Consider the following 22,417-nt stretch of genomic DNA (forward strand, 5'->3'; position numbering starts at 1 on the left):
CCCCCTGTGTGGCTTCAGTCGGCGGCGGTCGCGGTGGCGTCAGGGGTCGCGGGCGGCTCCGGGAAGCGGACCAGCGCGGGCACGAAGCCCTCTGTGTGCAGCCGGTCAGCGTGCTCCAGCAGGCGGGCACGCATCTCCTTCAGGGTCCCGCAGTCCTCGATCAGCGCCCGGCCCAGCCCCGCTTCGTCCGCGAGGGCCAGCAGCTCGTGCTTGGGGTAGCGCTTGAGCCACTCGTCGGTGAGCCTGAAGCTGGCGGCGAGGCGCTGCGGCGCGTCGGTCAGGGAGGCCAGCAGCGCGTACTCGGCAGAGGCCGGGCGCTTGTTGTCGTAGACGCTCCAGTCGTAAGCCGTGACGCTCACGAGAGTGTTCAGATAGTCCAGCAGCGTCTCGTCCGGCGTGTCGATCAGTAGGCGCAGCAGGGCGTGAACGTCCGGGACCTTGCCGTACAGGACCGCGTGATAGGCCTGACTCCGGGTTTCGATAGGAGCGAGAACTTCGCCCAGCCGCGCAGAACGGACGTGCAACTCCGGCATGAGCTCGGCACGTTTGGCCTTCTCCGGCAGGCCGTTGAGTTCGGCCAGCTTCACCCGGCCGGACCCCGGCTGTCCGCCTAGGATCAGGCCCCACACCGTCAGCGCCAGCGTCAGGTGTGTATTGCCTAGGACCGACTCGCGCAGCGCCCGCGCCCGCAGCTCGTGCGCCTCTTGATAGGCGCTGTCCGCCGTCTCCCGGACCTTCTGCGGCTTCTCTCCGCCGTCCGTCGCGCTGGCCCGCAACTGCACGCGGTCTTCCTGCCGCACCTCTCCGGTGTGTGGATTCAGAACGAAGACCAGCCCGCCCTTGCCGTCGTCCGCCCAGCCGGTATAGGGGCCGCGCCCATAGCGCTCGAATTGTCCGTCGGTGATGACGTGGACGAACTCGTGCTTGCCCTTGGCGCGCAGCTTTTCGGCCTTCGCCTTCATCCACTCGATCTGGAGGTTCAGCGCCATGGCCTTATCGGCGAAGTACGCCTCGAACGTGTCGAACAAGTCCTTTCGGACCTCCAGTCCACTCTTTTCCACATCGAATCGGGCGTGCTTCGCCAGGAACTCTCCTCGCGTAAGCATTTGGGCCAGCCCCGTCGCGCTGGTCTTCATGTAGCCGGTCGCGGACGAGGTCATGCTCAGCTGGAGGTCCTGGCCGGGCGCACGCGCGATCACCATCGCGGCCGCGAGGCTCAGCTCACCCCGGTCCAACAACTCACGCGGGGTGGTGTGCAGGTTGCGGGCCACGAGGATGCGGTCAGCCACGGGCTGGGCGGACTTGTACCCGAACATCGCCTGGATCTCCTCGATGCTGCGCCCGGCCTCGTTCAACCGCTGCATAGCCTCGCACTCCTCCAGCGGGGTCATCGAGCGGCGGCGCATGTTCTCGGTCGCGCTGACGCCCAGGGCCTCGGCATCCGTCATCTCACGGACGTGGACCATCAGGGGGTAGTCGGCGGGAATCTCGCCGCGCTCGACCCGCAGCAGCTGCGCCCGGCGCCGCGTCTCGCCCGCGACGATCTCGACCTGGCCCTCGGCGTTCCAGCGGCCGGTGCAGTTCTCGATCTGCCCCTCGGCCGCGAGGCTGGCCGCCAGTTCCTCCACGGCCTGCGGGTCGTAGTGGTTGCGGACGTTGCAGGCGCTGCGGACCGTCTGGCTCAGCGGCACCAGCAACAGTCCGAGGATGCCAGGGGTGAGGCGGGGGGCCTGGCCCTCCAGGGAGGGCGCTTCTCCAGCAACGGGCTGTTCGGTGGGGACGGGCATAGCAACCTCCTGTGCGGGAGCGGGCTTGCGGACGCAGAGGGTCACGGTCTGGACGCCCGTGCCGCTCTCGACAAAGGCGTTTTCGGCGTTCGGGGTGTGCTCGCCGTGGTCTTCGACGAGGGTGCGGAAGGTCTGCGCCCGCTTGTCCTGGCGGAAGGTGAAGCCGCTGGGGGCAATGGCGACGAGCGTGCCTCCGGGGGCGAGGCAGTTAGTCCAGGCGTGCTCGATGTGCGTGATGTAGGCCTGCGCGTCCCCCTCGGCGGTGAACGGCGGATTCATGACGATTACGGGGTAGGGCTCGGTGGGCGTGAAGGCCAGGAAGTCGCGGGCCACCGGCTGATACCCGGCCCCGACGAGGTGGGCGTGCCGGGTGTCGTCGAGCTCGATCACGTCCACCTCGGCCCCGGCGTCCAGCAGCGCGTCTGCGATGGCCCCATCTCCGGCGCTGGGTTCCAGTACCCGCACGCCTCGCACGTCGCCCAGGAAGCTGAGCATCAGCTCCACCAGCGGCTCGGGCGTCTCGAAGAAGGCCAGCGGGTTCTTCTTGGGCAGCTTGTCGCCGTCCAGCACCCCGGCCAGGATCTGGCGCACGTCGCTCGTGAACAGATGGGCCTGGGCCTTGCGGTTCCACTTGCCGCCCAGGGCCTCGATCGCCTTGGCGGTGGCCTGATAGAGCTTGCGGTCGAGGTCACCGGCGAGGGTCAGCGTCAGGCCGTCCTCGCTGATCGTGGCCTCGCGCAGGACCGCCTGCACGTCGGGCGAGAGGGCGCGGGTCACTGCGGCCCCCATTCCACGCCGCCCTGGGCGCGGGTCAGGCCGGAGACGCGGGCCTCGATGTCGGCCAGGATCGCCTCATGCTCCTCCAGCTGGCTCAGCAGAACCGGGGGCGTGATGCTGGCCTTCAGCGCGGCGTAGCGGTCGGCGGCCTCCACGCGCTCCTCGGCGCAGTTGTTGGGGTTCAGCGCGTAGTGCAGCGCGTTCTCGGCGGCGTCGCGCAGGGCGGGCTGGCAGCAGTCCATTGGCTTGCGCTTGAACTCGCGCGGGCCGTCCTTGGTAGGCAGCGTCAGGTACGTGATGCCAGGGGCGCCGCAGTGGGGGCAGTCCATCGGCAGGGCGCTGGGGCGGGGCGTGCGCTTCGCCTCGCGCTGCTGCTGCTGGGTCTCGATGCTGCGCTGGAGGCTGCGCCGGGCGTTGGGCGACGCCATGAGCATCCGGGCGAGGCTGAGGGTTTGCGGGTCGATCTGCTCGGTGGGGATGGGCTCGGCGTTGCTCACGACTTCGCTCCTTGGATGCGCGACCGCACGAGGTCAGACACGCTGGCCTTCGTGGGGGCGGCGGGGGTTTCGGGGACGCGCACGATCTCCGCGTCCAGCAGTGCAATGAAGGGGGTGCGCCACTTGGCGAGCTTTTTGTCCTTGGCCTCCGCCTTGGCGGCGGTCCGCAGCTCGCCGATGCGCTCGGTGGTCAGGTCGCCCCAGGCCGCGCGGTCGGGGTCCTCGGCCAGCAGCTCGCCGTAGAACTTCTCGCCCATCGCGGAGCGCAGCGCGGCCTCGCCGGGCCGGGCCGGAACTTCTTCAGTGCCCGTGGCCTGACCCGTTTCGTGCCCACCTTCCGACTGAGCACCCGTGACGGGTCGAGCGCTCGCCTTCCCGGCCCCGTCAGGGGCCTCGGCGCGATCAGCGCCGCGAGTACCGGAGGGTTGACCTTCCCCGGCTTCCTGGGTCGCGGCGGCGGAGCGCGAAGCGCCCTCCTCTGCCGTGGTCTCTGACGTAGTCTTTGCTTCCTTATTAAGGGTTGTTGGGTTTGTCGAGAAGTGCTTGTGGGGTTTCCCAACAACCGGTTGTTGGGTTTCCCGATAACCACTTGTGGGGTTTCCCAACAAGTGAAGGGCCTCCTCCAACTCGTCTTCCTTGACGCGGTAGTGGGTGCGGTTGTTCTCGCCGCCGGTCGCCACTTCGAGGTAGGCCTCGCAGGTCTTGTGGCAGCGCCGCACCTGATCGGGCGAGAGCAGCAGCTCGGCCTTCCACTCCTTGAGCGTCTTGTGGAACCACCCTTCCGGGTTCTTCGTGCGGGTGCTCCAGTACAGGCACTGCGAGAGGAACGCGGCGGCGGTGTAGTCGCCCAGCAGGTACACGAAGGGGACCGGAACGGGGATGACGTTCTCCTGGCCCAGAAACTGGCCAACGAGGGCCACGCCCCGGTTCTTGCTCCTCATGCCGCCACCACCTTCGGCAGCCAGCGTCCGCCCGTCGCCATGCAGCGGCAATGGGGCGAGAGCAGCGGCAGGGGGACGCCGGGGTGACCGGCCTGAGCGGGCAGCCAGCTTGTCCCACCGAACGGCTCCCGCCAGACGTTGTCGTGAGCCTCCCAGCCCAGCGTGCAGGCGATCATGCCGTCCCACTCGGGCGTCCCGTGGCGGCACAGCCCGCAGACCTCGCCCCGCAGCGCCAGGCGGTCGGTCGTGGCGACAGGCACCTGCGCGACCTCGGCCATCAGCGCCGCCCGCGCCTCGCGGTCCAGCGTGCTCGGCATCGGCCCGCTCACCGTGGCCGCGAGGTACGCCTGCTCGCTGACCTCGTGCTCGTTGTAGAGGTACGTGGTGCCCTTGCCCCGGCGCTTGTGGACTGTACAGGCCGTGGTCCCGCAGCGGCGGCAGGTCCGGGAAGTCCCGCCCTCCTGCCGCCCGGAGATGAACGTCGTCCCGCCCCAGTCGTGCGTGCAGGGGTGCTGCCAGTCGGCGCGGTCGCGGAGGTGGAACCCGTCCACGCCCTCGACGGCCCAGGCCTTGAACACCGGCTCGACGAACCCGGCGTCACGGGCGACCACCTTGCACTCGGTCCCGCTGGGAAGGCGCGAGGCGGTGCGCCACAGCAGCAGCTCGCGCCGCCCGCTCTCCCGCACGACCGCCCGCAGGTGCAGGCCCCGCGAGACGGTCCGCCGGGCCACCTGGCCCGCCGCTGCCGCCGCGAACATCTCGGCCAGCACGTCGGCCAGGGGCGCCGCGTCAGTCGCTGGCATGGGCCACCTCCGGAAGAGGCAGCACGTTCAGCCGCGCGAACGCGCCAAACAGAGCACGGGCCGCGCCGTTGTAGGCCGCTGCTGCCAGCTCCGGCGTGTCGTACAGGCCGAGGAACGTCTGTCTCCGGTCCTTGTGCACGAACGCAGCCCACTTCCCCTTGCGCTGGACCACGCCCTTGTACCCGCTCTTGTTGTTGCGGTGCATCCGGCGGTTGAAGGAGTTCTCCTGCTGCGTGCAGGGCCGCAGGTTGGCGCGGCGGTTGTCCAGCTTGTTGCCGTCCCGGTGGTCCTTGTAACGCCCGCCCTTCTCGTCGACCAGCAGGAGGTGCATCTGGATCGTGGTGCTGCGGATGCCGGGCTTGCGCCAGTACGTGCGAACGTACCCGTCGCTGTTGACGTGCCACCGGTACTGCGAGAGGAGGGCGTAATCCGCGTCGTCGCAGAGCGCCACCTTCCCCTTCCCCCGCTTGCCGACGAGTGCGATCTCGGCCATCTCAGCCCACCGCCCCCATCGCCTCGGCCTCGCCGGGCAGCCCTGCGGGATTGGCCCGCCACTGCTCCAGCAAGGCCTTGGGCTTGAAGCACCGCTCCAGGGCTTCCAGGGCCTTGCGGCCCTCCGCTTCGGTCAGGTCCGCGCTGGTTGCCAGGGGCGCGTCCCGGCGCTCGGCCAGCCAGGACGTGAAGGCCAGCCGGGTGGGGCGGTCGAGGCCCCAGCGGCGGCCCTCCAGATGCGCGGCGATCTGGCCCTTGGTGCCCCGCGTGATCGGGTCAATACGGGAGGTCGGCAAGTCGCCCTCCGTTTCAGACTCGCGGGGAGCGCTGTCGTACGACTGCGGCGGATGGAGGCTGGTCAGCGCCGCCTTCAGGTGCTTGTAGACCTCGCGCTGGAGGCCCAGGTCGTCCGGCAGTTCGGACCTGAGTTGCTCCATCGCCTGGACGAGGTGCGCCCCGCCGGGGCTGCGCTCGTGCTCGGGACGCGCCCACTCGGGTAGCTCGGGGAGGGTGACCGGCTCGCGCTTCTTCTCGTCCCAGTCACCCCAGAACTTGGGCAGATCGTAGAGGTAGCGTCCGATACCGAACTGGACGGCGCAGCGCTTGAGGGCGTCAGAGGCAGCGGCTTTCAGCGTGCCCGCGTCGCCCTCGCCCGCTTCGCCGAAGTCCTCGCGGGTGACGCCCAGGACGGTCAGGCTGCCGTGGACCGTCGGCGTGGGGGTACCGGGCACTTCACGGCAGCGGAACTCCCAGGCGTCCGGGCAGATGGCGTCGAGGCGGCTCTGCACGGCGCGGGCGTCCACATAGGCCACCAGCAGGGCGCGGGTGCGGTCCTTGGTCAGGGCCTGCGGCTTCCACCCCACGAGGTGGGCGGGAAAGGGCATCTCCAGCCGCTTCTGAACGTCAGACAGCTTCACGGGGTCACCTCCTGGGGCACGGCGTCTTGAATGCGCCGGGTGAGCAGCAGCAGGCCGCTGGCAGCCCCGATCTCCGGGACGACCAGCAGCAGCCGAAGGGGTTCAGTCACGGCCAGCGCGGCGTGCTGCAGGGCATCCAGCCCCAGCACGACGGCCAGCACCACGAGCGGCAGGGCTAGCAGCAGCCCCAGGGGGCCGAAGCCAAACTGCGAGCGGAGGTAGGAGCGCATCAGCGCCCCCTCTCGATCAACTCGGCGAGTTTGTCGGCCGGGTCGCCCACCGTGATGGGCGGGATGTGCAGTGCCGCGTCCTGCACGAAGGCGCTCTGCCCCAGCAGGGCCAGCAGTGCGTCAGCGTGCTCCACGGCATCAGCAGCGACGTGCTGTGGCTCCCGTTCGGGGTTGGCGCTCAGCAGCGCGGCCTGGGCGCTCTGGGCCAGGAGGGCGCGGGGGGAGAAGCGTGTCACCGCGTCACCTCCCGCACGGGGGCAGCCTGCGGGTGGTCGCACTCAGGGCAGGCGGTCAGACTGGCGTCGTAGGTCCCGCCGCAATGGTGGCACCACGCGCTGGGGCGGTAGCCGGTGCCCACCGTGGGGCGAGCGGTGAGGCTGAGGCGCAGCAGCTCGATCTGCGCGAGGTTGCGGGCAGCGTGCGAGGCGCTCACCGGGCACCCCCCGCCGCGCGGTCCAGTCGCTCGATCTCGGCCATCAGCAGCGCCGCCGCCTTCACGAGGTTGCGCCGCTTGTCGGTGGGCTTGAACCCGGCGGCGTCCCACGGCCAGGTCAGAAGCGGGAAGTGGGCGAAGACCACCCCCTCCGTGGCGTAGGCGACGGCCGCCCGCACGAGTTCGTTCTCGGTCAGCCCGTCGTCGGCCAGCGGGGAGCGCTCCTCCTCGGTGATTTGGCGGTGGCGCTCGCGCAGCACGTCCAGGGCGGCGGCGGTCTGCGGGGCCTCGTTCAGCAGGCGCTGACCGGTCACCACCAATGCCCGCACCTCCTCGCCGCTGAGGTTCCGGCACCCATGCGGCTGCTCCGGGTCGTGGACATTGGTCTCCGGGTCCCACAGCGTCAGGCGGTAGGGCTGCTCTGGCGCGTGCATGTCGGCATGCGGGTCGCGCTCCAGGCGCAGGACCTCGACCTGACGGTAGACGCCCCCCGTCATGCCGCCACCGCCAGCAGCGACCGCAGCTTGGGCCGGGCGTAGACCCAGGGGGTGATGTAGACCTCGGGCCACCAGTAGTTGCCGCGCTGACGGCTGATGGGCAGCGAGATCGGGCGCACCCACAGGTGGACGCCGTGCTCCTCCTGAATCCGCTGGAGCGTCGGCTCCACCTCGCCGGTTGGGCAGACCTCCTCGATCACGTGGCAGGCGCGGCCGCTGGGCAGGCGGCCAAGCCAACCGGGCACGAACACCAGGCGCGTCCAGCCCTCGCCCGCAGCCTGCGGCGAGACGGAGTGGCGGAAAAGGCGGCGCTTGCCGAGGCGGGAGGAGAGGTCGAGCGGGTGGCCGTCTACCACGGTGGACAGCGGGCGCTTGAGCGGGTCGAGGATGGAAGCCTGTGGTACAGTCATGAAGACCTCGAAAGTTCGTAGGCGGGCGCGTGTTCGGACGCGCCCTCTTCTTTTGGCTCAGGCCGGGCGAATTCCTTTGGCCTGCTCGTGACGCGCCTGGGGCGCGGGCGGAGTGATGGGATGAGGGGCCAGCCCCCGGACGTCGAGCCCAGCGGCGGCGGCCCGCTCCAGCACGAAGGCGCCGAAGTGGTGGGCGATGACCGGACACGGCTCGCGGCGGATGCGGACCTCTGTGATGGAGTTCTTGCGGATCATGCAGCCCCCTCTTGCTCTAGCAATTTTTTGGTAATTGAGGCATCCCAAAGTGCTTCAACTGGTACAGCTAGGGCCTCCGCAATGGGGGCTGCAACGCTGACCACGGCGTCTTCGACGACACCGCGCTCCTGCTTCTGGATGGTCGAAAGTTTTACGCCAGAGACGTCGGAAAGCTGCTGCTGGGTCAGCTTTCTCCACGCCCTGAGCGTCTGGAGCTGGCTCAGGCCATAGGCCCTAACAGGTGAGGTTGTCGGCTCCATACCCACAGTCTAGCAGTCATATTCTAGCAATTCAATGCTAGAGCGGGTGAAGTGTGGCGGATCGGGAACCTCGTCAGTAGCATTACCGTACTAGCAGCCAAATGCTAACCACGCCTATGCCCAGACCCCGCGCCAGAGCCAACCAGAAGGTCATCCCCAAATGGGCAGAGGCCCTAAGGGAGCGGCGCATTGCCCTCGGTCTGTCCCAGGAAGACATCACCGAGAAAACCGCCGACCTGGTGTCACAGCGTAGCGTCTCCGCACTGGAGACGGGCTCTACCCCCCTGAGCGGAATGGCGATTGGACGCGTCGTCGCGCTCGCACGTGCGTTGGGCTGGACACTGGCCGAGATGCAGCGGGCCACCGGGGTAGATCTCGGCATTGCAGAGGCATCCACGGTCGGCGAGGGGAGCGCGGACGTCTATCCCCTCTCTGCCGCACTCAACCCCGAGAAACCCGGCGGGGCGATTGACCATGAGGCCGTGGTGCCCGGCGTCGAGCAGCCCCTGCTGCTGCGGGCCGACACCGATGAGATGCACGGCACCACCCCGGCCAGCATTCGTCCCGGCGATTACCTGCACGTCGACCGCGCCCACACCACGCTCGAAGAGGGCCGCGTCTACGTCGTCACCGACGCCGACGGCCCCCACGTTCGCCTCTACACCACCACTCGCCTTGGCGCGGTCTTCCGCGCCGAGAACCGCCAGTACGAGGACATCCCCGCCCAGGAAGCGCAGGTGGTCGGGCTGGTGGCTGGCGTGACCAGCGACTACAACCCTCAACTGCTCAACTGATGGAGGTTTCCCTCGTGCAGTCGTACTTTTTGCCCAAACGTTATGCCCCGAGCAAAGCCCCGGTCTTGGGGTTAATCAGTGCCGGAACACCGCTCGACCCGTCTCCGTTCTCCGTGCGCAGGCGGATGCCCATTCCACCGGGCTTCCGCCGCTTCGGAATGTTCGTGCTCCAGGTGGACGGCGACAGCATGACGCTGGCGGACGGCACTGGGATCACCCACGGCAGCTTCGTGCTGGTTGACCGCAAGGACCTTCTCACGGACCAAGGGCACACGTTCGCTTTCCAACTGCCAGACGGAACGATGGTGGTCAAGCGACTACGGCTATTCCAGGGACGCCCCGCGATGTACAGCGACAACGCGGCGTACCCTCCCGTGCAGATTGACCCCAGCATCCGCAATTGCGGGCGCGTCTACGCGGTCAGTCAGGACGGTCGGCGTTGGGAGTTGACGCGGTACCGGGGGTGGGGAGGGACGAGTTAGCGATGGGGTACTACACGGTTGTCGTCCCAGACACGAGGGATGTCTACGGTATTCAGCGGTTTGCTGGAAGGCTCGAAGTGTCTGGGGAGTTCAGTCGGCATGGCCAGGATGAAGCGGCCTGTTACCTGACGTGGCCAGACGACGAGGTCCCCCTGGAATATGCCGAGCGTGTCGCTCAAGGCCTGAGCTGTTTTGAAGAAGATGTTGCTGTCTACAAAGACATCGTCGAGCGCCCCTACCGCTTCCAGCCGCAACCCCTTGACCACGGAAATTTGGTGCGGGTGTTCAACGAAGGCATTCGCCGCGGCTACTTCGAGCCTGCAGAACCGCTTCCTCTTCCGGAAGCGACCTTGCGAGCGGTTAAGTCACTTCAGCGGGAAGGAAGGCTCAGTCGACAGTTGGAGGTGAAACTCCAGGACGACGGCGTGGAAATCACGGCCTTCGTTTCGCCAAACATCCGCAAGTGGGGCCGCCTCCACGAAGAGGTCTACGAGGCTGTGGAGGGGACTGGAAGGCCGGACTTCCTCGTGACCTTGAAGATGGTCGAGCGTGACGTGCAGTGGGGACCGCTGCCGGGGGTCGTGCGATGAGTGTGGCCGCCTCTTGTATCGGCGAGATGGTGCAGCGCAGTCTCCCATTCCCTTCGCTGAAGTGGGTGCCCGAGCCTGCGTTGCGGTTTCCCTCGGAGGCCAAGGCCTCGTTTCTCACGCTGCCCGGCGGCGCCAGCATGATCGGCGTGTGTGCGGGGTAGTGGTGGTCAAAGTTGCGCGACAACCAATGGTTGACGTGATAGGCCGGAAGTGGAGGCGCAATTCTTGAAAAAGCTTCTTGTTCCCTGCCTGCTTCCGGCGCTTGGCCTTGGCTGGGCGCTGGCTGACACCCAAATCGCAGGCACATCCGTGTCCTACTCGGTGAAGCAGGACCCCCTCACCGGCCACAACGCCAGCATGGTGTTCATCGACGAACCCAGCGACAAATCCGGCAACACTTACGCCACCTTCGTGTGTGACCTCGGCTACCCCTACTTCCGCATCGACAGCAGGACAGCATTGGGCACTCGTTCAGGCGAGAAGGCGTTCATCTTCTACCGCTCGGACGGCGGTGCGCTACGCCAAGCCGTGGGGTACATCCGCGAGAACCGGCAGACCGGCAAGCTTTCGGTGCTGGAGTTCAACTACACCCAAAGCAGCGACGTGGTGCGGGCCTTTCTGACGAGCCAGAAGAACGTCGTCATTCGGATTCAGGCCACGACGATGGTCCCCCGCACGATGAACTTTGCGACGGCGGGCTTCGTCAAGGGCTTCCGTGCCGTCAAGCAGTGCGACTAGGAGATGCCATGAAGAAGACCTTGCTTGTATTGTCTGCCGCAACGCTCTTACTTCTCCCCACGGCTGAGGCCAAGGCCATTACTCTTCGAAGCATTATTACTGGAAGCGGGGGGCAGACACAGATTTTCCCCAGCCTGTTCACGGTGACGAAGCGGACTGCCGACTACACCTATCTGACCCTGGGGATCGGGCAGGTCGCCGTCGATGATTCCAAGCGCCTCCGCGCTGTCATGGTGCTGGCCCTTAAGGAATACCTCAAGCCGAGTGAGCGGGCGCTGTTCAACAAGACCGTGCATCAGGTGGCGACGAAGTGCTTCAACTTGGCTCCGGAACGGTTGCCCGCTATCTCGGCGTGGCTTGATCGCCAGAATGCTTCGCCACTGCGAGACGCCTCGGTGAACTTCGGCCCCATGAGCATGAACTACAGCCGGGAAATCGGGGATGACGGCACCTACGTCACGAATGTGACCATGCAGCGGACTGGTAAGCCAGGTGTAGCTCCCTGGGTCAATTACTGCGTCCGATGATCCGCCCCCTCGCCGCCCTGGCGCTGCCCGGCACAGCACCGGCTGCCTCACGTCTCCATGCCAAGCCGGACACCACCAGCGCGGTGCTGCTCTCCCTAAAGCCCGGTACGAAGCTGGACATCAAGAGCTGCACGACGACCCAGTGCAGCGTGACCGTCAGCGGCAAGGCCGGGTGGATGCTGCGCCCGCAGGTCAAGGCGGGGCCGTTCAACTGCGCGGCCCTGATCACTGTGAGCCTGCGCGACCTGCCTCGGCGAGGCCAGTTACAACCGCGGCCGGGACCGGGACAAGGACCGACTCGGGTGCGACACGCTGCCGTAAGCGAACGGGGCCTTCAGGAGGTCTATGCCTACTAAATTAAGAACGGTGCACTATTTCGAGGTTGAGGCGCTTCTCCGGGATCCTCAAGACCCTAGGGTCACTTCACCTGCGGATTTGGAGCCTTTGTGGCGAAACATGGCGCGACTGGTCCCTATTAAGGGCGTTCCCAACTCGTCATTCCATGAATTCTGGGGACAAGCAATGGTGGTAGCTGTGGACCTTAACGACGACGAGAAGGTATACGGTCGCTCCGCAAAAATGCGCAGGGATGCCCTTCCAGGCCTGCTCAGCGCCGGCAGGTTTGGGCGAATTAAGATTGGGGACGACGATTACCTCCACGAGACATCGCACTGGGTGTTTTTTAAGCGCTCACGCACTCTCGCTATCGAATACAACCAACACGCGCCCAGCTATCGCTATTTACAAAAATATCTGGACGATATGGCGCGGGCATTGCATGTGCCCATTGATGACCTGCAAGTAAAAATTCTGCTGGAGGAAGACACAGTGCAGCGGCTCATGCAAGAGGGTCCAGCGACGGTCATCGAAGTGGCGGCGCACTCTGACGAGGCGAAACTCTTGCCACGGACGAATTCCTTATCCAGGGCGTTGCGTGGTGTGGTCGAAGGAAATCGCCGGGACCAATTCAAAGCCACAGTGATGTGGTCGCGAGAGCGACCCAAGAAGGATGGGGTTCGCGGGCTACGCGACTCATATAAAGAGCAGGCGCTGGAGCTCCTGCAAAGCAGCCGGGATCTGCTGGAAACCCTTCGTGTGACGGTGGAGCCCAGCCTAGGCGCTAAGCCGAAGAAAATCGATCTGCTCCGAGACCGTTTCGTGGCGAAGATTGAGGTGGAGATGACTCCTGAGCGGAGCGTTGACTCAGATGATACATACGCCAAGATCGTAGACCACTATAATAATTCTAGATTGGGCGTAATTCCTAGAGCCTAGCGATGAGAGGGGGAATGTCATATGAGGGCAAGGGACGGGGCCAAATGGGTGTTCAACACACTGGTGGACATCCCCCTCCTGATGTACCTGCTGGCGCTAGGGGGCGCATTCTTCGCGTTACGTTTACCACGCGGTTTCACCGATGCATTCGTGGAATCCTCCCTACCACCAATGCCAAGCGTGGCCTTCGCATTGTTCGGGTTCATGATCACCGCGATCTCAATTCTGACCACTATAAAAACAACCCCATTTTTTGCGTCGCTTCACAAGGTGACCGCCGATGGAAGCTCGCCATGGAAAAGGCTCGTTGGCGCATTCATGCATTTGACGACGGTGTTTGCATTTCTCGGCATCTTCTCGATATCGATCACGAAGGAGCGACTTCTCGCCTTGCAGAACGAGAATTACGTGCTCGTTTTGTTCATCTACTTGAGTCTTGTCCTTCTCGCCTTCTGGGCCACAGCAGTCGCCATTTATTTGCTTCGGCTTGTCGCGAATGCACCGCTGCCTCCTGCAGAGCCGCAGATCGATCAGGTGGTCACAGGACGCCAGACAGATATTGTATCGAAAGAGCCCGTTCACGACATACAGGCGAAGTTCGACTAACGTATCCGGGCCTGAGGGCAAAACACGGCAGTGGAGCCCTTTGATGCCGTCGTCTGGGTCAACTGCATCGCAGCCAATGAACTTGACCATCGGCGCGATCCGCGTCTCCACTGACATCCAAGCCGACCGCTACGGCCCCGACCGGCAGCGCGACGACATCACCCGCGAGGAAAGGTGGGAAGAGTTCAAGAGGTGCACTCCATGACCCGCCCCGCCGCCCTCTACATCCGCGTCTCCAGCCACCTGCAGGCCCGCGACGACCGCTACGGCCTCGCCCGCCAGGAGGCTGAAACCCGCGCCTACGCCGCCCGCACCGGCCTGAGCATCCCCGACGGCGCCCTGTACACGGACGTCATCACCGGCCGCAGCGAGACGCGCGACGGCCTGGAGCAGCTCAAGGCCGACCGGCAGCGCTACTCGGCCATCATCACCAGCGAGGCCGACCGCCTGGGCCGCACCCCGCTCGCCGGGCACAAGATCCTCAGCGAGCTGCTCGGTCTGGGTCTCGACGTCCACAACGCCACGGACGGCTTGTACGACCCGGACGACGACGCTTCTGTCCTGACCTTCGACATGCGGATGGTGATCGCCCACCAAGAGCTGCGAAGCATCAAGCGCCGCATGTTGGGGGGAAAGCTGGCCGCCGCAGAGAAGGGCGAGATCATCCCCCACGGCTGGCGCTGCTACGGCTACCGGCAGGCCTACGAGTTGGAAGGGGGCCGCCCTATCCGGCGCATCGAGGTGGACGAGGTGGAGGCGGCCATCGTGCGGGAGATCTTTGAGCGGCTCATCCGGGGCGACACGACCGTCACCATCGCCGAGGACCTGAACGCCCGTGGGGTTCCCAGCGCAATGAATTCCAACTGGCACCATCAGCGGCCCTGGTACATGGCCCGCAACACGGCCTACAAGGGTGAGGCCCGCATGACCCTTCGGCACGCCAAGCGGGAGTTCACCTTCCCAGTGCCCGCCATCGTGGACGAGGACACCTGGCAGCTCGCGCACGACAGCCTGCGCCGCAAGCCCATCAAGCACACGGAGACCTTCTGGCTGAACGGTCTCCTCCGGTGCGCCGAGTGCGGGGGAGCGATGAGCGGGACCAACTCGCAGGCCAACCGCACCAGCTACCGCCACTACCGCTGCTCCCGGGCGTTCAAGCATCGCTTCTACGGGGACGTGCCGAGCTGCACGCAGCGGACGCACTACCGGATGAACGATCTGCACGAGCACGCCGACCGGATCGTCCGCGAGATCGCCGAGCACCCCGAGCGGTACGCCGGGCAGGCGGCCCCCACGCCCCCGGACCACAGCCGGGCACTGAAGGAGATCGACCGGCTGGAGGGGCAGCTCAAGCGCTACCTCACCGACTACCAGCGCGAGCTGCTGACCGGCGACGAGTACGCCGGGCTGCGGGACACGGCGCGGCGGCGGCTGGAGGAGCTGCGGGTGGAGGTCGCGCCGCCGAAGGTGGTCACCCTGCCCAACACGGCAGCCGCCCTCGAAGCGATTGGGCGGCTGGTGCAGGAAGGTGTTCCCACGCGGGAGGTGCTGCTGCGCTCGGGCACGCGCCTGAGCATCGCTCCGGGTGGGGTACTGGACGTGGTGCTGCGGGTGTAGGGAGGGGCGCTAGTTTCCTAACCTGATCTCGCTGACTTGAAACAGCAGGATGAAATCAGGGTGCTCGTCGCGCAGGGCGACGTACTGCTCCAGCATCGGCGGCAGCACCCCCGACCCGGTTCCTTTGAGCACATGTTGGGCAGCAGCTCCCGGCACGCGCCGAGCATAGCGCAGCCCATTCTGTTCTCAGCGGAATGGAAGTCGCGTTTGGAAATGGCAAAAAGGAAAGCCGCCCCGCGTGGGGGCGACTGCCGGAGTGTGGGAGAGGGTCAGCGGAAGAAGGGAAGCTGGGGCACCTTGAGGGGCTGACCCTTCAGGCTGGCCGCACCCTGGGTAAACAGGCCGTCCCCACCTTCCAGGTAAAGCCAGTCGGCGGGCAACGAGCCGCTCGTGAGGTTCAGGGTGGTCGTGGGGCTGTCCGACAGAGTGAAGCTGGCGGTGACCTTGTTCCAGCCCTGACCCAGTGCCCAGTTCACCTTCAGGCGGGCCGTGAAAGTCCCGTCGGTGCAGGTTTGGCTCCCCGTGACACTGACGCCCCGGTCCACGTAGACCAGCAGCCCCGTGGTGATGGTCGCGCTGGTCGGGGTGCCCGCGCTGTTACGGGTGATCTGGATGTTCGCGGGGAGGACCAGCCCATCTTTGTTGGCGTCCACGTAGAAATTGACCGCCGCACCGTTGACTTGGGCACTGGTCTTCAGCGTTCCCGTGCAGCCCTCCACATCGCCAACTTCTGACGCGTCCAGGGGGGTCAGGCGGTCGGCGGCCAGGCTGCGGGGCAGGCTCAGGGAGAAGCTGCCGTCCGCCGCCAGCGCCGTCCGAGCGACCTGCTCGCCGTCGTCCGCCACGGCAAGCAGGCTGCCCGCGCCGCCTGTCCAGGCCACCGTGCCAAAGGTCAGCGTCGCGTCGTCGAAGCTGGCCTCCTTGAGGGTGCCCGACACCGCACTCAGGTTGCTGGGCGGCGGAGTCCGGTCACAGGCAGCGAGCAGCAGGCCAGCGGAGGCGAGGGCCAACAGGGAAAGGGATTTCATATCTCCCTTACCGTAGGCCCGGCCCGCTCCCCCCGCAAGCAGATTTGCGTTCCTCTCCCCTGCCCTACTCGTCACATCCCAGCGCCCGCAACAGGTCCAGTTCCGTGATGGCCGGGCGCACCGGCCCCTGGTCAGACGACGAGACGGGAGGCCGACGCCCCAGCAACCGCTGCAACAGTTTCCGCATGCTTCTTCCTCCCTGACGCTTCTCTGACGAGAGCTTAAGCTTAGCTTAAGGCGCGGAAAATGTCACATCCCCCAATGGGGGCCATGCACCGCGTCCCGCCCGGCGCAGGCGTGGGGGCGGGCGCTCTAGCATGGGCGGCATGAGCTACCACCCCTACGACTCCCGCATGGCGCACGACGCCAGCCGCAAACTCACGGACGGGGACGTGCAGGACCTCAAGCCGGACGGCTGGTGGGGCAACGACGGCCAGCTCTACCGGGACTTCCAATTCGGAAGCTACATGGAGGGGGTCGAGTTCGCGCTGCGAATCGCGCAGATGGCCGAGGAAATCGGGCACCACCCCGACCTCCACATCCATTACGCGCGGCTACGGGTGCGCTACTTCACCCACGACGCGGGCGGCGTGACCCTGCAGGACATCGAGGGGGCGCGGGCCGTGAACCGGCTATGGGAGGAGACGCAGGCTTGAAGCTCTCGATTCCCGACGCCGACGTGCTGTGGGCCGGGTTGCCCGACCGGCGCAAGCACGAGCTGACGCTGACGGTGGAACCGGGCGACCTCGACGACCTCAACCACGTCAACAACACCGTCTACCTCGCGTGGTGCGAGCGGGTGGCCCGTGCCCACGCGCTGCGCGAGGGCATGGGCACCGACGCGCTGGTCGCGCTGGGAGCCGTCCCCGTCGCGCGGCAGCATGTCATCACGTACCACAAGCCCGCGCTGCTGGGGGACCGGGTGCGTGTCCGCACGGCCCTGACCCAACATGCCGGGGTCCGCAGCGTCCGCGCTTACACCCTCGACCGGGCGACCGAGGACGGCAGCGACGGCGAGCGGCTGGCCGAGTGCCAGACCGAGTGGGTCTGGGTGGACCCGGTGAGCGGGCGGCCCAAGCGGGCGCCGCGCGAGGTGCTGGAGGCTTTCGGGTTCTAGTGGGGGTCCTGCACAGAGGGTGGGCCGCGTCCCGGAACGTCGCCCGCCTGTCTGCTGTTCCCGCCGCGCCGGGTCAACGGCTCAGCGCCACCCGCAGCCCCAGCGCCACCATCGCCGCGCCCGTGATCCGTTCCAGCGCGGCGCGGACGCCCGGCGAACGCAGGCGGGGGGCGAGGGTCCCGATCAGGAGCACGAGCAGGCCCAGCCAGATCACCCCCCAGCCGAAGTGGATCAGCGCGAGGGTCAGCGACCGCGCCAGGGCACCCTCGCCGGGGCGAACGAAACCGGGCAGCACGGTGAGGTAGAACAGGGCCACCTTGGGGTTGAGCACGTTGGTGGTCAGGCCCTGCGCGAGGGCGGGGCCGAAGCCCAGGCGGGGGCTGGGCGCCCCGGCAGCCTGCGCCGTGTGCCGGGCTTCGCGCCATGCCCGCACGCCGAGATAAAGCAGGTAAGCGGCTCCTGCCAGTCGCACGGCCTCGTACAGCGCCGCGCTGCGGGCCAGCAGCACGCTCAGGCCCAGGGCGCTCAGGGCCGCGTGCACGAGCAGCCCGCTCGTGACTCCCAGCACCGCCCCGAACCCCGCCGGACGCCCCCCCGCCAGCGCCGCTCGCGTGACCAGCGCCGTGTCTGCCCCCGGCGTGACCGTCAGCAGCAGCGAGAGGCCCGCGAAGGCGAGGAGGGCGGAATCCATGGTTCAGGGTAACAGGGCCTGGAAAGAAAGGCGGGAGACGTTCCGGGACGCCGCCCACCGACTTCTCTTCTCCACACGCCCTACGTCACCAGTCCCGCCGCCTGGGCCGCCCGGTGCGTCCCGGTGTCCAGCAACTCGCGCAGGACGCGCACCGTCTCCTCCAGCTCGGCTTCGGTGTTGTACAGCGCGACGGGGGCGAGGCGCAGGATGTCGGGCTGGCGGAAGTCGGGGACAATGCCGCGCGAGCGCAGGGCGAGGCTCAGGGCGTGGGCCTCCGGGTGCGCGAGGGCGACGTGTCCGCCGCGCTGCCCCGGCTCGCGGGGGGTGACGACGCGCAGCTCGGGCAGGTGCTCGCCCACCCGCGCCATCAGGGACGAGGTCAGCTCCAGGCTGCGGGCGCGGACCTCGGCCATGCTCACCGTGTCGAAGACGGTCAAGGCTCCTTCCAGCGCGGCCAGCGCGAGGATGGGCGGCGTTCCGAGCTGGTACGCTCCGGCCCCAGCGGCGGGGCGGAACTCGTGCGCCATCTCGAACTGGGTCGCCTTGTCGTGGCCCCACCACCCGCGCAGGCCGGGGCCGAGGTCATGGTGCCGCTCGTGCAGGAACAGGCCGCCCGGTGCCCCCGGCCCCGCGTTGACGTACTTGTAATGGCACCACACCGCGAAGTCGGCCCCGGCGTCATGGAAGGCGTGCGGCACGCTTCCGATGCTGTGCGCCGCGTCCCAGCCGATCAGGATGCCGCGTTCATGGGCCAGGCGCGTCACCCCCAGCACGTCCAGCAGTTGTCCGGAGCGGTAAAGCACGGTGGGCAGCAGGGCCAGCGCCACATCGTCCCCCAGCGCTGCCGCGATGTCGTCCTCGTGGAGGGTGTGGCCGTCGCGGGAAGGAATCAGCCGAACCTCCGCCCCGTGCCGCGCGGCCCAGCTCTGGAGGGCGTACACGTCGGAGGGAAAATCGAGGGAGGTGGCGACGAGGTGCCGCCGGTCACCCTGGGGGCGGTACAGGGTGGCGAGGAGGGAATGCAGGTTGGCGGTGATGCTTCCGGTGGCAATCACTTCGTGGGGGTGCGCTCCGACCAGCCGCCCGATCTGCGGCGAGAGCGACTCCGCGAGGCCGAACCAGGCGTCCCAGCCCCCCACCGCGTCGCGCTGCCACTCGCCTAAGCGCCGCAGCACCGCCTCCCGCGCCGCGTGGGGCATCAGGCCGAGGCTGTTGCCGTCGAGGTAGATGCCGGGCGGCAGGGCGAACAGGTCACGTCTGAGGGCGCCGTCGGTCATAGGGTCTCCGGAAGGGTCCCGGCGGGCAGCAGCACCGCGCGTGCGGGGGCACCGTCGGCCCCCACGAGGGGCAGCGGCAGGCACACGAGGTCATACTCGCCGTCCGCTACCCCGCTGAGATTCAGGCCCTCCAGAATCAGGATTCCGGCCTCGCGGCAAGCGTGGTGCGCGTCCAGCGTCTTGCTCGTGAGGGGATCGACGCTGGGGCTGTCGGTGCCGATCAGCCGCACGCCGCGTCGGGCGGCCTCGCGGACGAACTCGGGCGAAAGGGCCACGAAATCTTCCGGGAACTCCGCCCACTGAGAGGGCTGACCCGTGTGCAGCAGCAGCCGGGGCGGGAGGACTTGGGGCAGGCCGTCCAGCACCCCCGGCTCCACCAGCCCTGCCCGCGCCCGCACCGTCAGCACCCGGCAGCGGCCCAGGTAAGGCTCCAGCCCGACCCCCTCCAGCCTCGGCGCGTCGTCGGCGTAGTGCCAGGGAGCGTCCACGTGGGTGCCGGTGTGGGTGCTCGTCCGCAGTTCGCCCGTGTTCACGCTGTCACCCTGCGCGATGCGGGCGCCCGGCTCCAGGCGATACGGCGCGTCCCCCGGCCAGGTGGGATGACCGGGGGTGAGGAGTCTGGAGATGTCGTGCATGGTGGGGAAGCTATCAGCTTTCAGCGGTCGGCTGGCGGCACCCTCACGTCCCCGGTGTACTCCCCGGAAACACCGCCACGCGCCCCACCATGTACGCGCAGCCGTACAGAAAGAGGGTCACGACGGGCAGAAAGCGCAGGCCCCGGCGGTGTTCGACGAGCTTGCCCCGGACCAGCACCTCCAGCACGTAGAGGCTCAGCAGGCAGAAGGCCGAGTACATCCAGTGTTCCCAGTCGCGGCTGGGGTCGGCGGGGTAACCGTACTTGGTCAGGCCATCCTGCACGGCGGTGGCACTGGGCACCTTCGCGCCGCCCAGCGAGAGAATCACGCCCGTCACGACCGGGATCAGGGTCAGCACCCAGGTCAGCCGCAGCCACGCCAGGAAGCCGCCGCGTACCTCGCCCCTCAGCGCCGGGCCGAGGCTCCACAGAAACAGCACCAGCGTGGCGAGCGCGTAGGGCGTGGGAAAGAGGAAGGCCAGCCCATTGTTGAACTGGTACCCGTGGATGAGCCGCAGCAACTCCATACCCAGCAGCCTAACCTGAACCGCGAACCGGACCGCTCATGCAGCTTCTGTCCGGGTGCTGCTCCCTTCGGCTGGATGCCGGGGGGGGTTCAGCGGCCTGCCGTCGGCCTCCGGGTCACCACTCCAGCCGCGTCTCGGGCGGGAGGTAGGTGCCGGGCCGCAGCTCGGCCCCGTCGGCGGTGCGGCGCAGCGTCAGGCCAGCGGGGACGGTCGCCAGCAGCACGCGCGGGCCGCTGACGGTCACCCGCAGCCCCTCCAGCGCGGGGGCACCCAGCAGCGTGCCCAGGTCCACGAGTCCTGGCGACAGGGTGACGGCGTGCTCGCCGTAAGGGCCGCTCAGGCGCAGGCTCACCCCGTCGGCGTGGAGCGAGAGCGGCAGGCCCAGGCCCACCAGGCTGCCCAGCGGCGGGTGCGGCGAGCGGGCGGGGTGCGCCACCGCCAGCCCCAGCAGGGTGCCGGGGCGCACGACCTCGCCCCCTTGCAGCAGGCGGGTGCCCTGACTGACCTCCAGATCGGTGGGGACACGCAGCACCCGGAGGCCCCCCGCCTCATGCGCCAGCCGCAGCCCGCTGAGGTGCGGCACCCGCGCGAGTTGCCCGAGGTCAAAGGGCGCGTCCAGCGGCGCCGCCAGCGGTTGCCGCCGCCCGCCCCGGCCCACCAGCCACAGGGCGAGGTCGGGGGTGTACTCCAGTCCCTCGATGGCCTCGGGCGCGGGGTGAACGGGCGCGGGCGGCAGAGTGGGACGTGGGCGGCGACGGCGACGACTCAGCAGCAGGAGGAGGCCCCCCCCCACCAACGCGGCGAGGCCCATTCCGCCGAGAACGGCCCAGAGCGCCCCCGAACCATTCTCCGATCCGCGCGGCCCCCTCTCCGGCGCCCCGACCGGGGCCAGGCCAAACGTCCGCCCCCCCCGACCAGTCGGGCACCCCCGCGCCCGCCGCCTCGCCTACCCGCGTGAACTGCACGGCCACCTCGCGCCCGCCCGGCAGGGTCCAGACCTTCCCCCCAGGCCGGGGGGAGACGCAGGGTCAGATCCTCAGCAGCCAATTCAGCGGGCAGGCGGTAGCGCAGGGTGACACTCTCGCCGGGACCGAGGGCGCGGTCGGCACCGGGATTAAGCCACAGCAGCCCGGTCTGCCGGGGCCGCACCGGCACAGAGGTGACCGCGCTCGGTGCCGCCGTCTCCCCCACCGCCAGCCGCAGCAACGCCCGCCGGGGCAGGCCACCCGCCTCGGGAGCCGGGGCGCACAGCAGGGCCGGGGTGCCGGGGGTGACCTCCTCCCCAACGCGCAGGGCCGCCTGTCCCCCCCCCACCGCCGGACGGGACAGCGTGACGCCCGACGGGCCGCTCAGGGTGAGTGGAGTGCCGTCGGGCCAAGGCACGGGCACCCGCGCGGGGTCCGTCACGGTGCGGAGCGTGGTTCCCGGCGCCACCCGCGCGAGCACCGGCACCTCGCCCACCGGCAGACTGACGCCCCGCGCGTAGCCGCTTGCCCGCAGCGCCGCCCGCGCGTCGGCGGGCAGCGGCGTGCCCAGCGCCACGTAATGCAGCGTGTCCAGCCCCCCCCTTCCCTGGAAGGCCGCGAGCGCCCGCGCCGCCGTCCAGTCCCCGGCGGGGTCGTTGTCGGTGCCGTCGGTCAGGACGATCACGGTGGTGACGTACCCCCCGGCCTGGAGCGGCGCCAGGCCCTCTCCCAGGCTGCGGTAGAGGTAGGTGTTGCGCCCATCGGCCCGCAGTGCGGCGAGGTCGGTGTTCCAGCGCGTTCGGTCGGCGGGGAAAGCGTAGCCCCGCCGTGAGCGCAGGCCCTGGTCGAAGGTCAGGAGGTCTACCCGGTCAGGCCGCTCGGCACGCACATAGTCGTTCACCGCCGCCTTGACCCGCCCGAAGATGTCCGCCTGCCCGTCCCCGATGCCGCGCATGGAGCCGCTGGTGTCCAGCACGAAGACCACGCGGGTGCGGCTGGGCAGCGACGCCGCGAAGGTGACCGCGTCGGTCGGCATAGGTGGTCCGGGCAGGCGGCACTGCTCCGGCGGCAGCGCGGCGGGCAGGCGGCGCAAGGTCACGCGCGGGGCGGCGGCAGGCGTCACGGTGGAAGCCGCTACGGAGGCCGCTGCCCCAGCCCGGCTGCCCGGCCACGCCGCGAGTCCAGGGGCCAGCAACCACGGGGCGAGGGCGAGGAGGACGGCAGAACGCGGGCGCATGCGCCCATCATTG

The 22,417-nt window shown here is 68.2% G+C and carries 33 protein-coding genes and 1 pseudogene; 12 read left to right on the top strand and 22 right to left on the bottom strand.

All coding sequences use genetic code 11. The features are described from left to right. Positions 1–14: 14 nt before the first annotated feature. The 13 genes and pseudogenes from C3K08_RS08400 to C3K08_RS17915 all read right to left on the bottom strand — a co-directional run bounded on the left by C3K08_RS08400 (position 15) and on the right by C3K08_RS17915 (position 8,299). Positions 15–2,564 (bottom strand): ParB N-terminal domain-containing protein, encoded by a 2,550-nt coding sequence (locus C3K08_RS08400; RefSeq protein WP_158679892.1) that lies wholly within the window; start codon positions 2,562–2,564, stop codon positions 15–17. Further along, the gene (locus C3K08_RS08405; protein ID WP_104990896.1) at positions 2,561–3,061 is read right to left on the bottom strand and encodes a hypothetical protein; all 501 of its coding nucleotides are present in this window, start codon (positions 3,059–3,061) and stop codon (positions 2,561–2,563) included. Before C3K08_RS08405 ends, C3K08_RS08400 begins: the two co-directional genes overlap by 4 nt. Beyond that, positions 3,058–4,002 carry a hypothetical protein gene (locus C3K08_RS08410; protein ID WP_104990897.1) on the bottom strand — a complete coding sequence of 315 codons (945 nt, stop codon included), beginning with the start codon at positions 4,000–4,002 and terminating at the stop codon, positions 3,058–3,060. Before C3K08_RS08410 ends, C3K08_RS08405 begins: the two co-directional genes overlap by 4 nt. Next, the gene (locus tag C3K08_RS08415) at positions 3,999–4,805 is read right to left on the bottom strand and encodes a hypothetical protein (protein WP_104990898.1); all 807 of its coding nucleotides are present in this window, start codon (positions 4,803–4,805) and stop codon (positions 3,999–4,001) included. Before C3K08_RS08415 ends, C3K08_RS08410 begins: the two co-directional genes overlap by 4 nt. After that, positions 4,792–5,298, bottom strand: a complete 507-nt coding sequence (locus C3K08_RS08420) for an HNH endonuclease (protein WP_104990899.1) — start codon at positions 5,296–5,298, stop codon at positions 4,792–4,794. Before C3K08_RS08420 ends, C3K08_RS08415 begins: the two co-directional genes overlap by 14 nt. A 343-nt stretch (positions 5,299–5,641) precedes the next feature. Continuing rightward, positions 5,642–6,214 (bottom strand): annotated as a pseudogene (locus C3K08_RS08425) (Rad52/Rad22 family DNA repair protein); the annotation flags it as partial. Then, positions 6,211–6,444 (bottom strand): hypothetical protein, encoded by a 234-nt coding sequence (locus C3K08_RS08430; protein WP_104990900.1) that lies wholly within the window; start codon positions 6,442–6,444, stop codon positions 6,211–6,213. The gene C3K08_RS08430 and the pseudogene C3K08_RS08425, both read right to left, overlap by 4 nt. Then, entirely contained in the window at positions 6,444–6,680 is a 237-nt protein-coding gene (locus tag C3K08_RS08435) for a hypothetical protein (protein WP_104990901.1), read from the bottom strand. The genes C3K08_RS08430 and C3K08_RS08435 overlap by 1 nt, the downstream gene beginning before the upstream one ends. Then, the gene (locus C3K08_RS08440; protein WP_104990902.1) at positions 6,677–6,877 is read right to left on the bottom strand and encodes a hypothetical protein; all 201 of its coding nucleotides are present in this window, start codon (positions 6,875–6,877) and stop codon (positions 6,677–6,679) included. Before C3K08_RS08440 ends, C3K08_RS08435 begins: the two co-directional genes overlap by 4 nt. Further along, positions 6,874–7,374, bottom strand: coding sequence for a hypothetical protein (locus tag C3K08_RS08445; RefSeq protein WP_104990903.1), 501 nt, complete (start codon positions 7,372–7,374; stop codon positions 6,874–6,876). The genes C3K08_RS08440 and C3K08_RS08445 overlap by 4 nt, the downstream gene beginning before the upstream one ends. Next, the gene (locus C3K08_RS08450; RefSeq protein ID WP_104990904.1) at positions 7,371–7,784 is read right to left on the bottom strand and encodes a hypothetical protein; all 414 of its coding nucleotides are present in this window, start codon (positions 7,782–7,784) and stop codon (positions 7,371–7,373) included. Before C3K08_RS08450 ends, C3K08_RS08445 begins: the two co-directional genes overlap by 4 nt. 57 nt (positions 7,785–7,841) lie before the next feature. Further along, on the bottom strand, positions 7,842–8,039 hold the full coding sequence (locus tag C3K08_RS08455; protein ID WP_104990905.1) for a hypothetical protein: 198 nt from the start codon (positions 8,037–8,039) through the stop codon (positions 7,842–7,844). Beyond that, on the bottom strand, positions 8,036–8,299 hold the full coding sequence (locus tag C3K08_RS17915; RefSeq protein ID WP_158679893.1) for a helix-turn-helix transcriptional regulator: 264 nt from the start codon (positions 8,297–8,299) through the stop codon (positions 8,036–8,038). The genes C3K08_RS08455 and C3K08_RS17915 overlap by 4 nt, the downstream gene beginning before the upstream one ends. Before the next feature lie 293 nt (positions 8,300–8,592). Here C3K08_RS17915 and C3K08_RS08460 point away from each other — a divergent pair, with 293 nt between their 5' ends. The 10 genes from C3K08_RS08460 (at position 8,593) to C3K08_RS08495 (ending at position 14,928) form a co-directional block, all read left to right on the top strand. Continuing rightward, positions 8,593–9,093, top strand: coding sequence for a S24 family peptidase (locus C3K08_RS08460; RefSeq protein WP_234009019.1), 501 nt, complete (start codon positions 8,593–8,595; stop codon positions 9,091–9,093). Then, positions 9,093–9,575 (top strand): S24 family peptidase, encoded by a 483-nt coding sequence (locus C3K08_RS08465; protein ID WP_234009020.1) that lies wholly within the window; start codon positions 9,093–9,095, stop codon positions 9,573–9,575. Before C3K08_RS08460 ends, C3K08_RS08465 begins: the two co-directional genes overlap by 1 nt. A 2-nt stretch (positions 9,576–9,577) precedes the next feature. Continuing rightward, positions 9,578–10,165 carry a hypothetical protein gene (locus C3K08_RS17920; RefSeq protein WP_158679896.1) on the top strand — a complete coding sequence of 196 codons (588 nt, stop codon included), beginning with the start codon at positions 9,578–9,580 and terminating at the stop codon, positions 10,163–10,165. Between the two features lie 309 nt (positions 10,166–10,474). Next, positions 10,475–10,903 carry a hypothetical protein gene (locus C3K08_RS08475; protein WP_104990909.1) on the top strand — a complete coding sequence of 143 codons (429 nt, stop codon included), beginning with the start codon at positions 10,475–10,477 and terminating at the stop codon, positions 10,901–10,903. 8 nt (positions 10,904–10,911) lie between these two features. Further along, positions 10,912–11,430 (top strand): hypothetical protein, encoded by a 519-nt coding sequence (locus C3K08_RS08480; RefSeq protein ID WP_158679897.1) that lies wholly within the window; start codon positions 10,912–10,914, stop codon positions 11,428–11,430. Then, the gene (locus C3K08_RS08485) at positions 11,427–11,786 is read left to right on the top strand and encodes a hypothetical protein (protein ID WP_104990911.1); all 360 of its coding nucleotides are present in this window, start codon (positions 11,427–11,429) and stop codon (positions 11,784–11,786) included. Before C3K08_RS08480 ends, C3K08_RS08485 begins: the two co-directional genes overlap by 4 nt. Next, a complete protein-coding gene (locus C3K08_RS17925; protein WP_369848179.1) occupies positions 11,776–12,705 on the top strand; it encodes a DUF6731 family protein in 930 nt (309 codons plus the stop codon). The genes C3K08_RS08485 and C3K08_RS17925 overlap by 11 nt, the downstream gene beginning before the upstream one ends. Positions 12,706–12,753: 48 nt before the next feature. Then, positions 12,754–13,311, top strand: a complete 558-nt coding sequence (locus C3K08_RS08490; RefSeq protein WP_158679899.1) for a hypothetical protein — start codon at positions 12,754–12,756, stop codon at positions 13,309–13,311. Positions 13,312–13,387: 76 nt separating this feature from the next. Continuing rightward, positions 13,388–13,516, top strand: coding sequence for a hypothetical protein (locus tag C3K08_RS18730; protein WP_255411727.1), 129 nt, complete (start codon positions 13,388–13,390; stop codon positions 13,514–13,516). Further along, on the top strand, positions 13,513–14,928 hold the full coding sequence (locus tag C3K08_RS08495; protein WP_104990913.1) for a recombinase family protein: 1,416 nt from the start codon (positions 13,513–13,515) through the stop codon (positions 14,926–14,928). Before C3K08_RS18730 ends, C3K08_RS08495 begins: the two co-directional genes overlap by 4 nt. Before the next feature lie 9 nt (positions 14,929–14,937). Here the strand turns inward: C3K08_RS08495 and C3K08_RS17930 are convergent, their stop codons facing one another. The 3 genes from C3K08_RS17930 to C3K08_RS18735 form a co-directional block, all read right to left on the bottom strand. Then, positions 14,938–15,084 (bottom strand): hypothetical protein, encoded by a 147-nt coding sequence (locus C3K08_RS17930; protein WP_158679900.1) that lies wholly within the window; start codon positions 15,082–15,084, stop codon positions 14,938–14,940. A gap of 113 nt (positions 15,085–15,197) precedes the next feature. Beyond that, a complete protein-coding gene (locus tag C3K08_RS08500) occupies positions 15,198–15,956 on the bottom strand; it encodes a hypothetical protein (protein WP_158679901.1) in 759 nt (252 codons plus the stop codon). 64 nt (positions 15,957–16,020) lie between these two features. Continuing rightward, entirely contained in the window at positions 16,021–16,143 is a 123-nt protein-coding gene (locus tag C3K08_RS18735; protein WP_255411728.1) for a hypothetical protein, read from the bottom strand. A 139-nt stretch (positions 16,144–16,282) separates the two neighbouring features. Between C3K08_RS18735 and C3K08_RS08505 the strand changes: the two genes are divergently transcribed. After that, entirely contained in the window at positions 16,283–16,612 is a 330-nt protein-coding gene (locus tag C3K08_RS08505) for a 4a-hydroxytetrahydrobiopterin dehydratase (RefSeq protein WP_104990915.1), read from the top strand. Further along, positions 16,609–17,073 carry a thioesterase family protein gene (locus C3K08_RS08510; RefSeq protein WP_234009021.1) on the top strand — a complete coding sequence of 155 codons (465 nt, stop codon included), beginning with the start codon at positions 16,609–16,611 and terminating at the stop codon, positions 17,071–17,073. The genes C3K08_RS08505 and C3K08_RS08510 overlap by 4 nt, the downstream gene beginning before the upstream one ends. 73 nt (positions 17,074–17,146) lie before the next feature. Here the strand turns inward: C3K08_RS08510 and C3K08_RS08515 are convergent, their stop codons facing one another. From C3K08_RS08515 to C3K08_RS18805, 6 genes are all read right to left on the bottom strand, one after another. Then, a complete protein-coding gene (locus C3K08_RS08515; RefSeq protein ID WP_104990917.1) occupies positions 17,147–17,764 on the bottom strand; it encodes a LysE family translocator in 618 nt (205 codons plus the stop codon). A gap of 80 nt (positions 17,765–17,844) precedes the next feature. Beyond that, positions 17,845–19,041: a kynureninase gene (gene kynU / locus C3K08_RS08520; protein ID WP_104990918.1), complete on the bottom strand. Its 1,197-nt coding sequence runs from the start codon at positions 19,039–19,041 to the stop codon at positions 17,845–17,847. After that, on the bottom strand, positions 19,038–19,676 hold the full coding sequence (locus C3K08_RS08525) for a cyclase family protein (RefSeq protein ID WP_104990919.1): 639 nt from the start codon (positions 19,674–19,676) through the stop codon (positions 19,038–19,040). Before C3K08_RS08525 ends, kynU begins: the two co-directional genes overlap by 4 nt. 43 nt (positions 19,677–19,719) lie before the next feature. Further along, positions 19,720–20,202 carry a hypothetical protein gene (locus tag C3K08_RS08530; protein WP_104990920.1) on the bottom strand — a complete coding sequence of 161 codons (483 nt, stop codon included), beginning with the start codon at positions 20,200–20,202 and terminating at the stop codon, positions 19,720–19,722. Positions 20,203–20,317: 115 nt separating this feature from the next. Then, positions 20,318–21,013 carry a hypothetical protein gene (locus C3K08_RS08535; RefSeq protein ID WP_104990921.1) on the bottom strand — a complete coding sequence of 232 codons (696 nt, stop codon included), beginning with the start codon at positions 21,011–21,013 and terminating at the stop codon, positions 20,318–20,320. Beyond that, complete coding sequence (locus tag C3K08_RS18805) at positions 20,968–22,404, bottom strand: VWA domain-containing protein (RefSeq protein WP_104990922.1); 1,437 nt, start codon at positions 22,402–22,404, stop codon at positions 20,968–20,970. Before C3K08_RS18805 ends, C3K08_RS08535 begins: the two co-directional genes overlap by 46 nt. Positions 22,405–22,417: the final 13 nt, after the last annotated feature.

Source organism: Deinococcus sp. NW-56 (assembly GCF_002953415.1).
Lineage (GTDB): Bacteria > Deinococcota > Deinococci > Deinococcales > Deinococcaceae > Deinococcus.

Bases quoted from the DNA above. Each gene is read 5' to 3' on its own strand.
- C3K08_RS08445 (WP_104990903.1), bottom strand. From the start codon at position 7,374: ATGACGGGGGGCGTCTACCGTCAGGTCGAGGTCCTGCGCCTGGAGCGC.
- C3K08_RS18805 (WP_104990922.1), bottom strand. From the start codon at position 22,404: ATGCGCCCGCGTTCTGCCGTCCTCCTCGCCCTCGCCCCGTGGTTGCTG.
- C3K08_RS08465 (WP_234009020.1), top strand. From the start codon at position 9,093: ATGGAGGTTTCCCTCGTGCAGTCGTACTTTTTGCCCAAACGTTATGCC.
- C3K08_RS08415 (WP_104990898.1), bottom strand. From the start codon at position 4,805: ATGCCAGCGACTGACGCGGCGCCCCTGGCCGACGTGCTGGCCGAGATG.
- C3K08_RS18735 (WP_255411728.1), bottom strand. From the start codon at position 16,143: ATGCGGAAACTGTTGCAGCGGTTGCTGGGGCGTCGGCCTCCCGTCTCG.
- C3K08_RS08505 (WP_104990915.1), top strand. From the start codon at position 16,283: ATGAGCTACCACCCCTACGACTCCCGCATGGCGCACGACGCCAGCCGC.
- C3K08_RS08420 (WP_104990899.1), bottom strand. From the start codon at position 5,298: ATGGCCGAGATCGCACTCGTCGGCAAGCGGGGGAAGGGGAAGGTGGCG.
- C3K08_RS08410 (WP_104990897.1), bottom strand. From the start codon at position 4,002: ATGAGGAGCAAGAACCGGGGCGTGGCCCTCGTTGGCCAGTTTCTGGGC.
- C3K08_RS08495 (WP_104990913.1), top strand. From the start codon at position 13,513: ATGACCCGCCCCGCCGCCCTCTACATCCGCGTCTCCAGCCACCTGCAG.
- kynU (WP_104990918.1), bottom strand. From the start codon at position 19,041: ATGACCGACGGCGCCCTCAGACGTGACCTGTTCGCCCTGCCGCCCGGC.
- C3K08_RS08485 (WP_104990911.1), top strand. From the start codon at position 11,427: ATGATCCGCCCCCTCGCCGCCCTGGCGCTGCCCGGCACAGCACCGGCT.
- C3K08_RS08530 (WP_104990920.1), bottom strand. From the start codon at position 20,202: ATGGAGTTGCTGCGGCTCATCCACGGGTACCAGTTCAACAATGGGCTG.
- C3K08_RS08500 (WP_158679901.1), bottom strand. From the start codon at position 15,956: ATGAAATCCCTTTCCCTGTTGGCCCTCGCCTCCGCTGGCCTGCTGCTC.
- C3K08_RS08450 (WP_104990904.1), bottom strand. From the start codon at position 7,784: ATGACTGTACCACAGGCTTCCATCCTCGACCCGCTCAAGCGCCCGCTG.
- C3K08_RS08480 (WP_158679897.1), top strand. From the start codon at position 10,912: ATGAAGAAGACCTTGCTTGTATTGTCTGCCGCAACGCTCTTACTTCTC.
- C3K08_RS17920 (WP_158679896.1), top strand. From the start codon at position 9,578: ATGGGGTACTACACGGTTGTCGTCCCAGACACGAGGGATGTCTACGGT.
- C3K08_RS08525 (WP_104990919.1), bottom strand. From the start codon at position 19,676: ATGCACGACATCTCCAGACTCCTCACCCCCGGTCATCCCACCTGGCCG.
- C3K08_RS08515 (WP_104990917.1), bottom strand. From the start codon at position 17,764: ATGGATTCCGCCCTCCTCGCCTTCGCGGGCCTCTCGCTGCTGCTGACG.
- C3K08_RS08460 (WP_234009019.1), top strand. From the start codon at position 8,593: ATGGCGATTGGACGCGTCGTCGCGCTCGCACGTGCGTTGGGCTGGACA.
- C3K08_RS08535 (WP_104990921.1), bottom strand. From the start codon at position 21,013: ATGGGCCTCGCCGCGTTGGTGGGGGGGGGCCTCCTCCTGCTGCTGAGT.
- C3K08_RS18730 (WP_255411727.1), top strand. From the start codon at position 13,388: ATGAACTTGACCATCGGCGCGATCCGCGTCTCCACTGACATCCAAGCC.
- C3K08_RS08455 (WP_104990905.1), bottom strand. From the start codon at position 8,039: ATGATCCGCAAGAACTCCATCACAGAGGTCCGCATCCGCCGCGAGCCG.
- C3K08_RS17915 (WP_158679893.1), bottom strand. From the start codon at position 8,299: ATGGAGCCGACAACCTCACCTGTTAGGGCCTATGGCCTGAGCCAGCTC.
- C3K08_RS17925 (WP_369848179.1), top strand. From the start codon at position 11,776: ATGCCTACTAAATTAAGAACGGTGCACTATTTCGAGGTTGAGGCGCTT.
- C3K08_RS08430 (WP_104990900.1), bottom strand. From the start codon at position 6,444: ATGCGCTCCTACCTCCGCTCGCAGTTTGGCTTCGGCCCCCTGGGGCTG.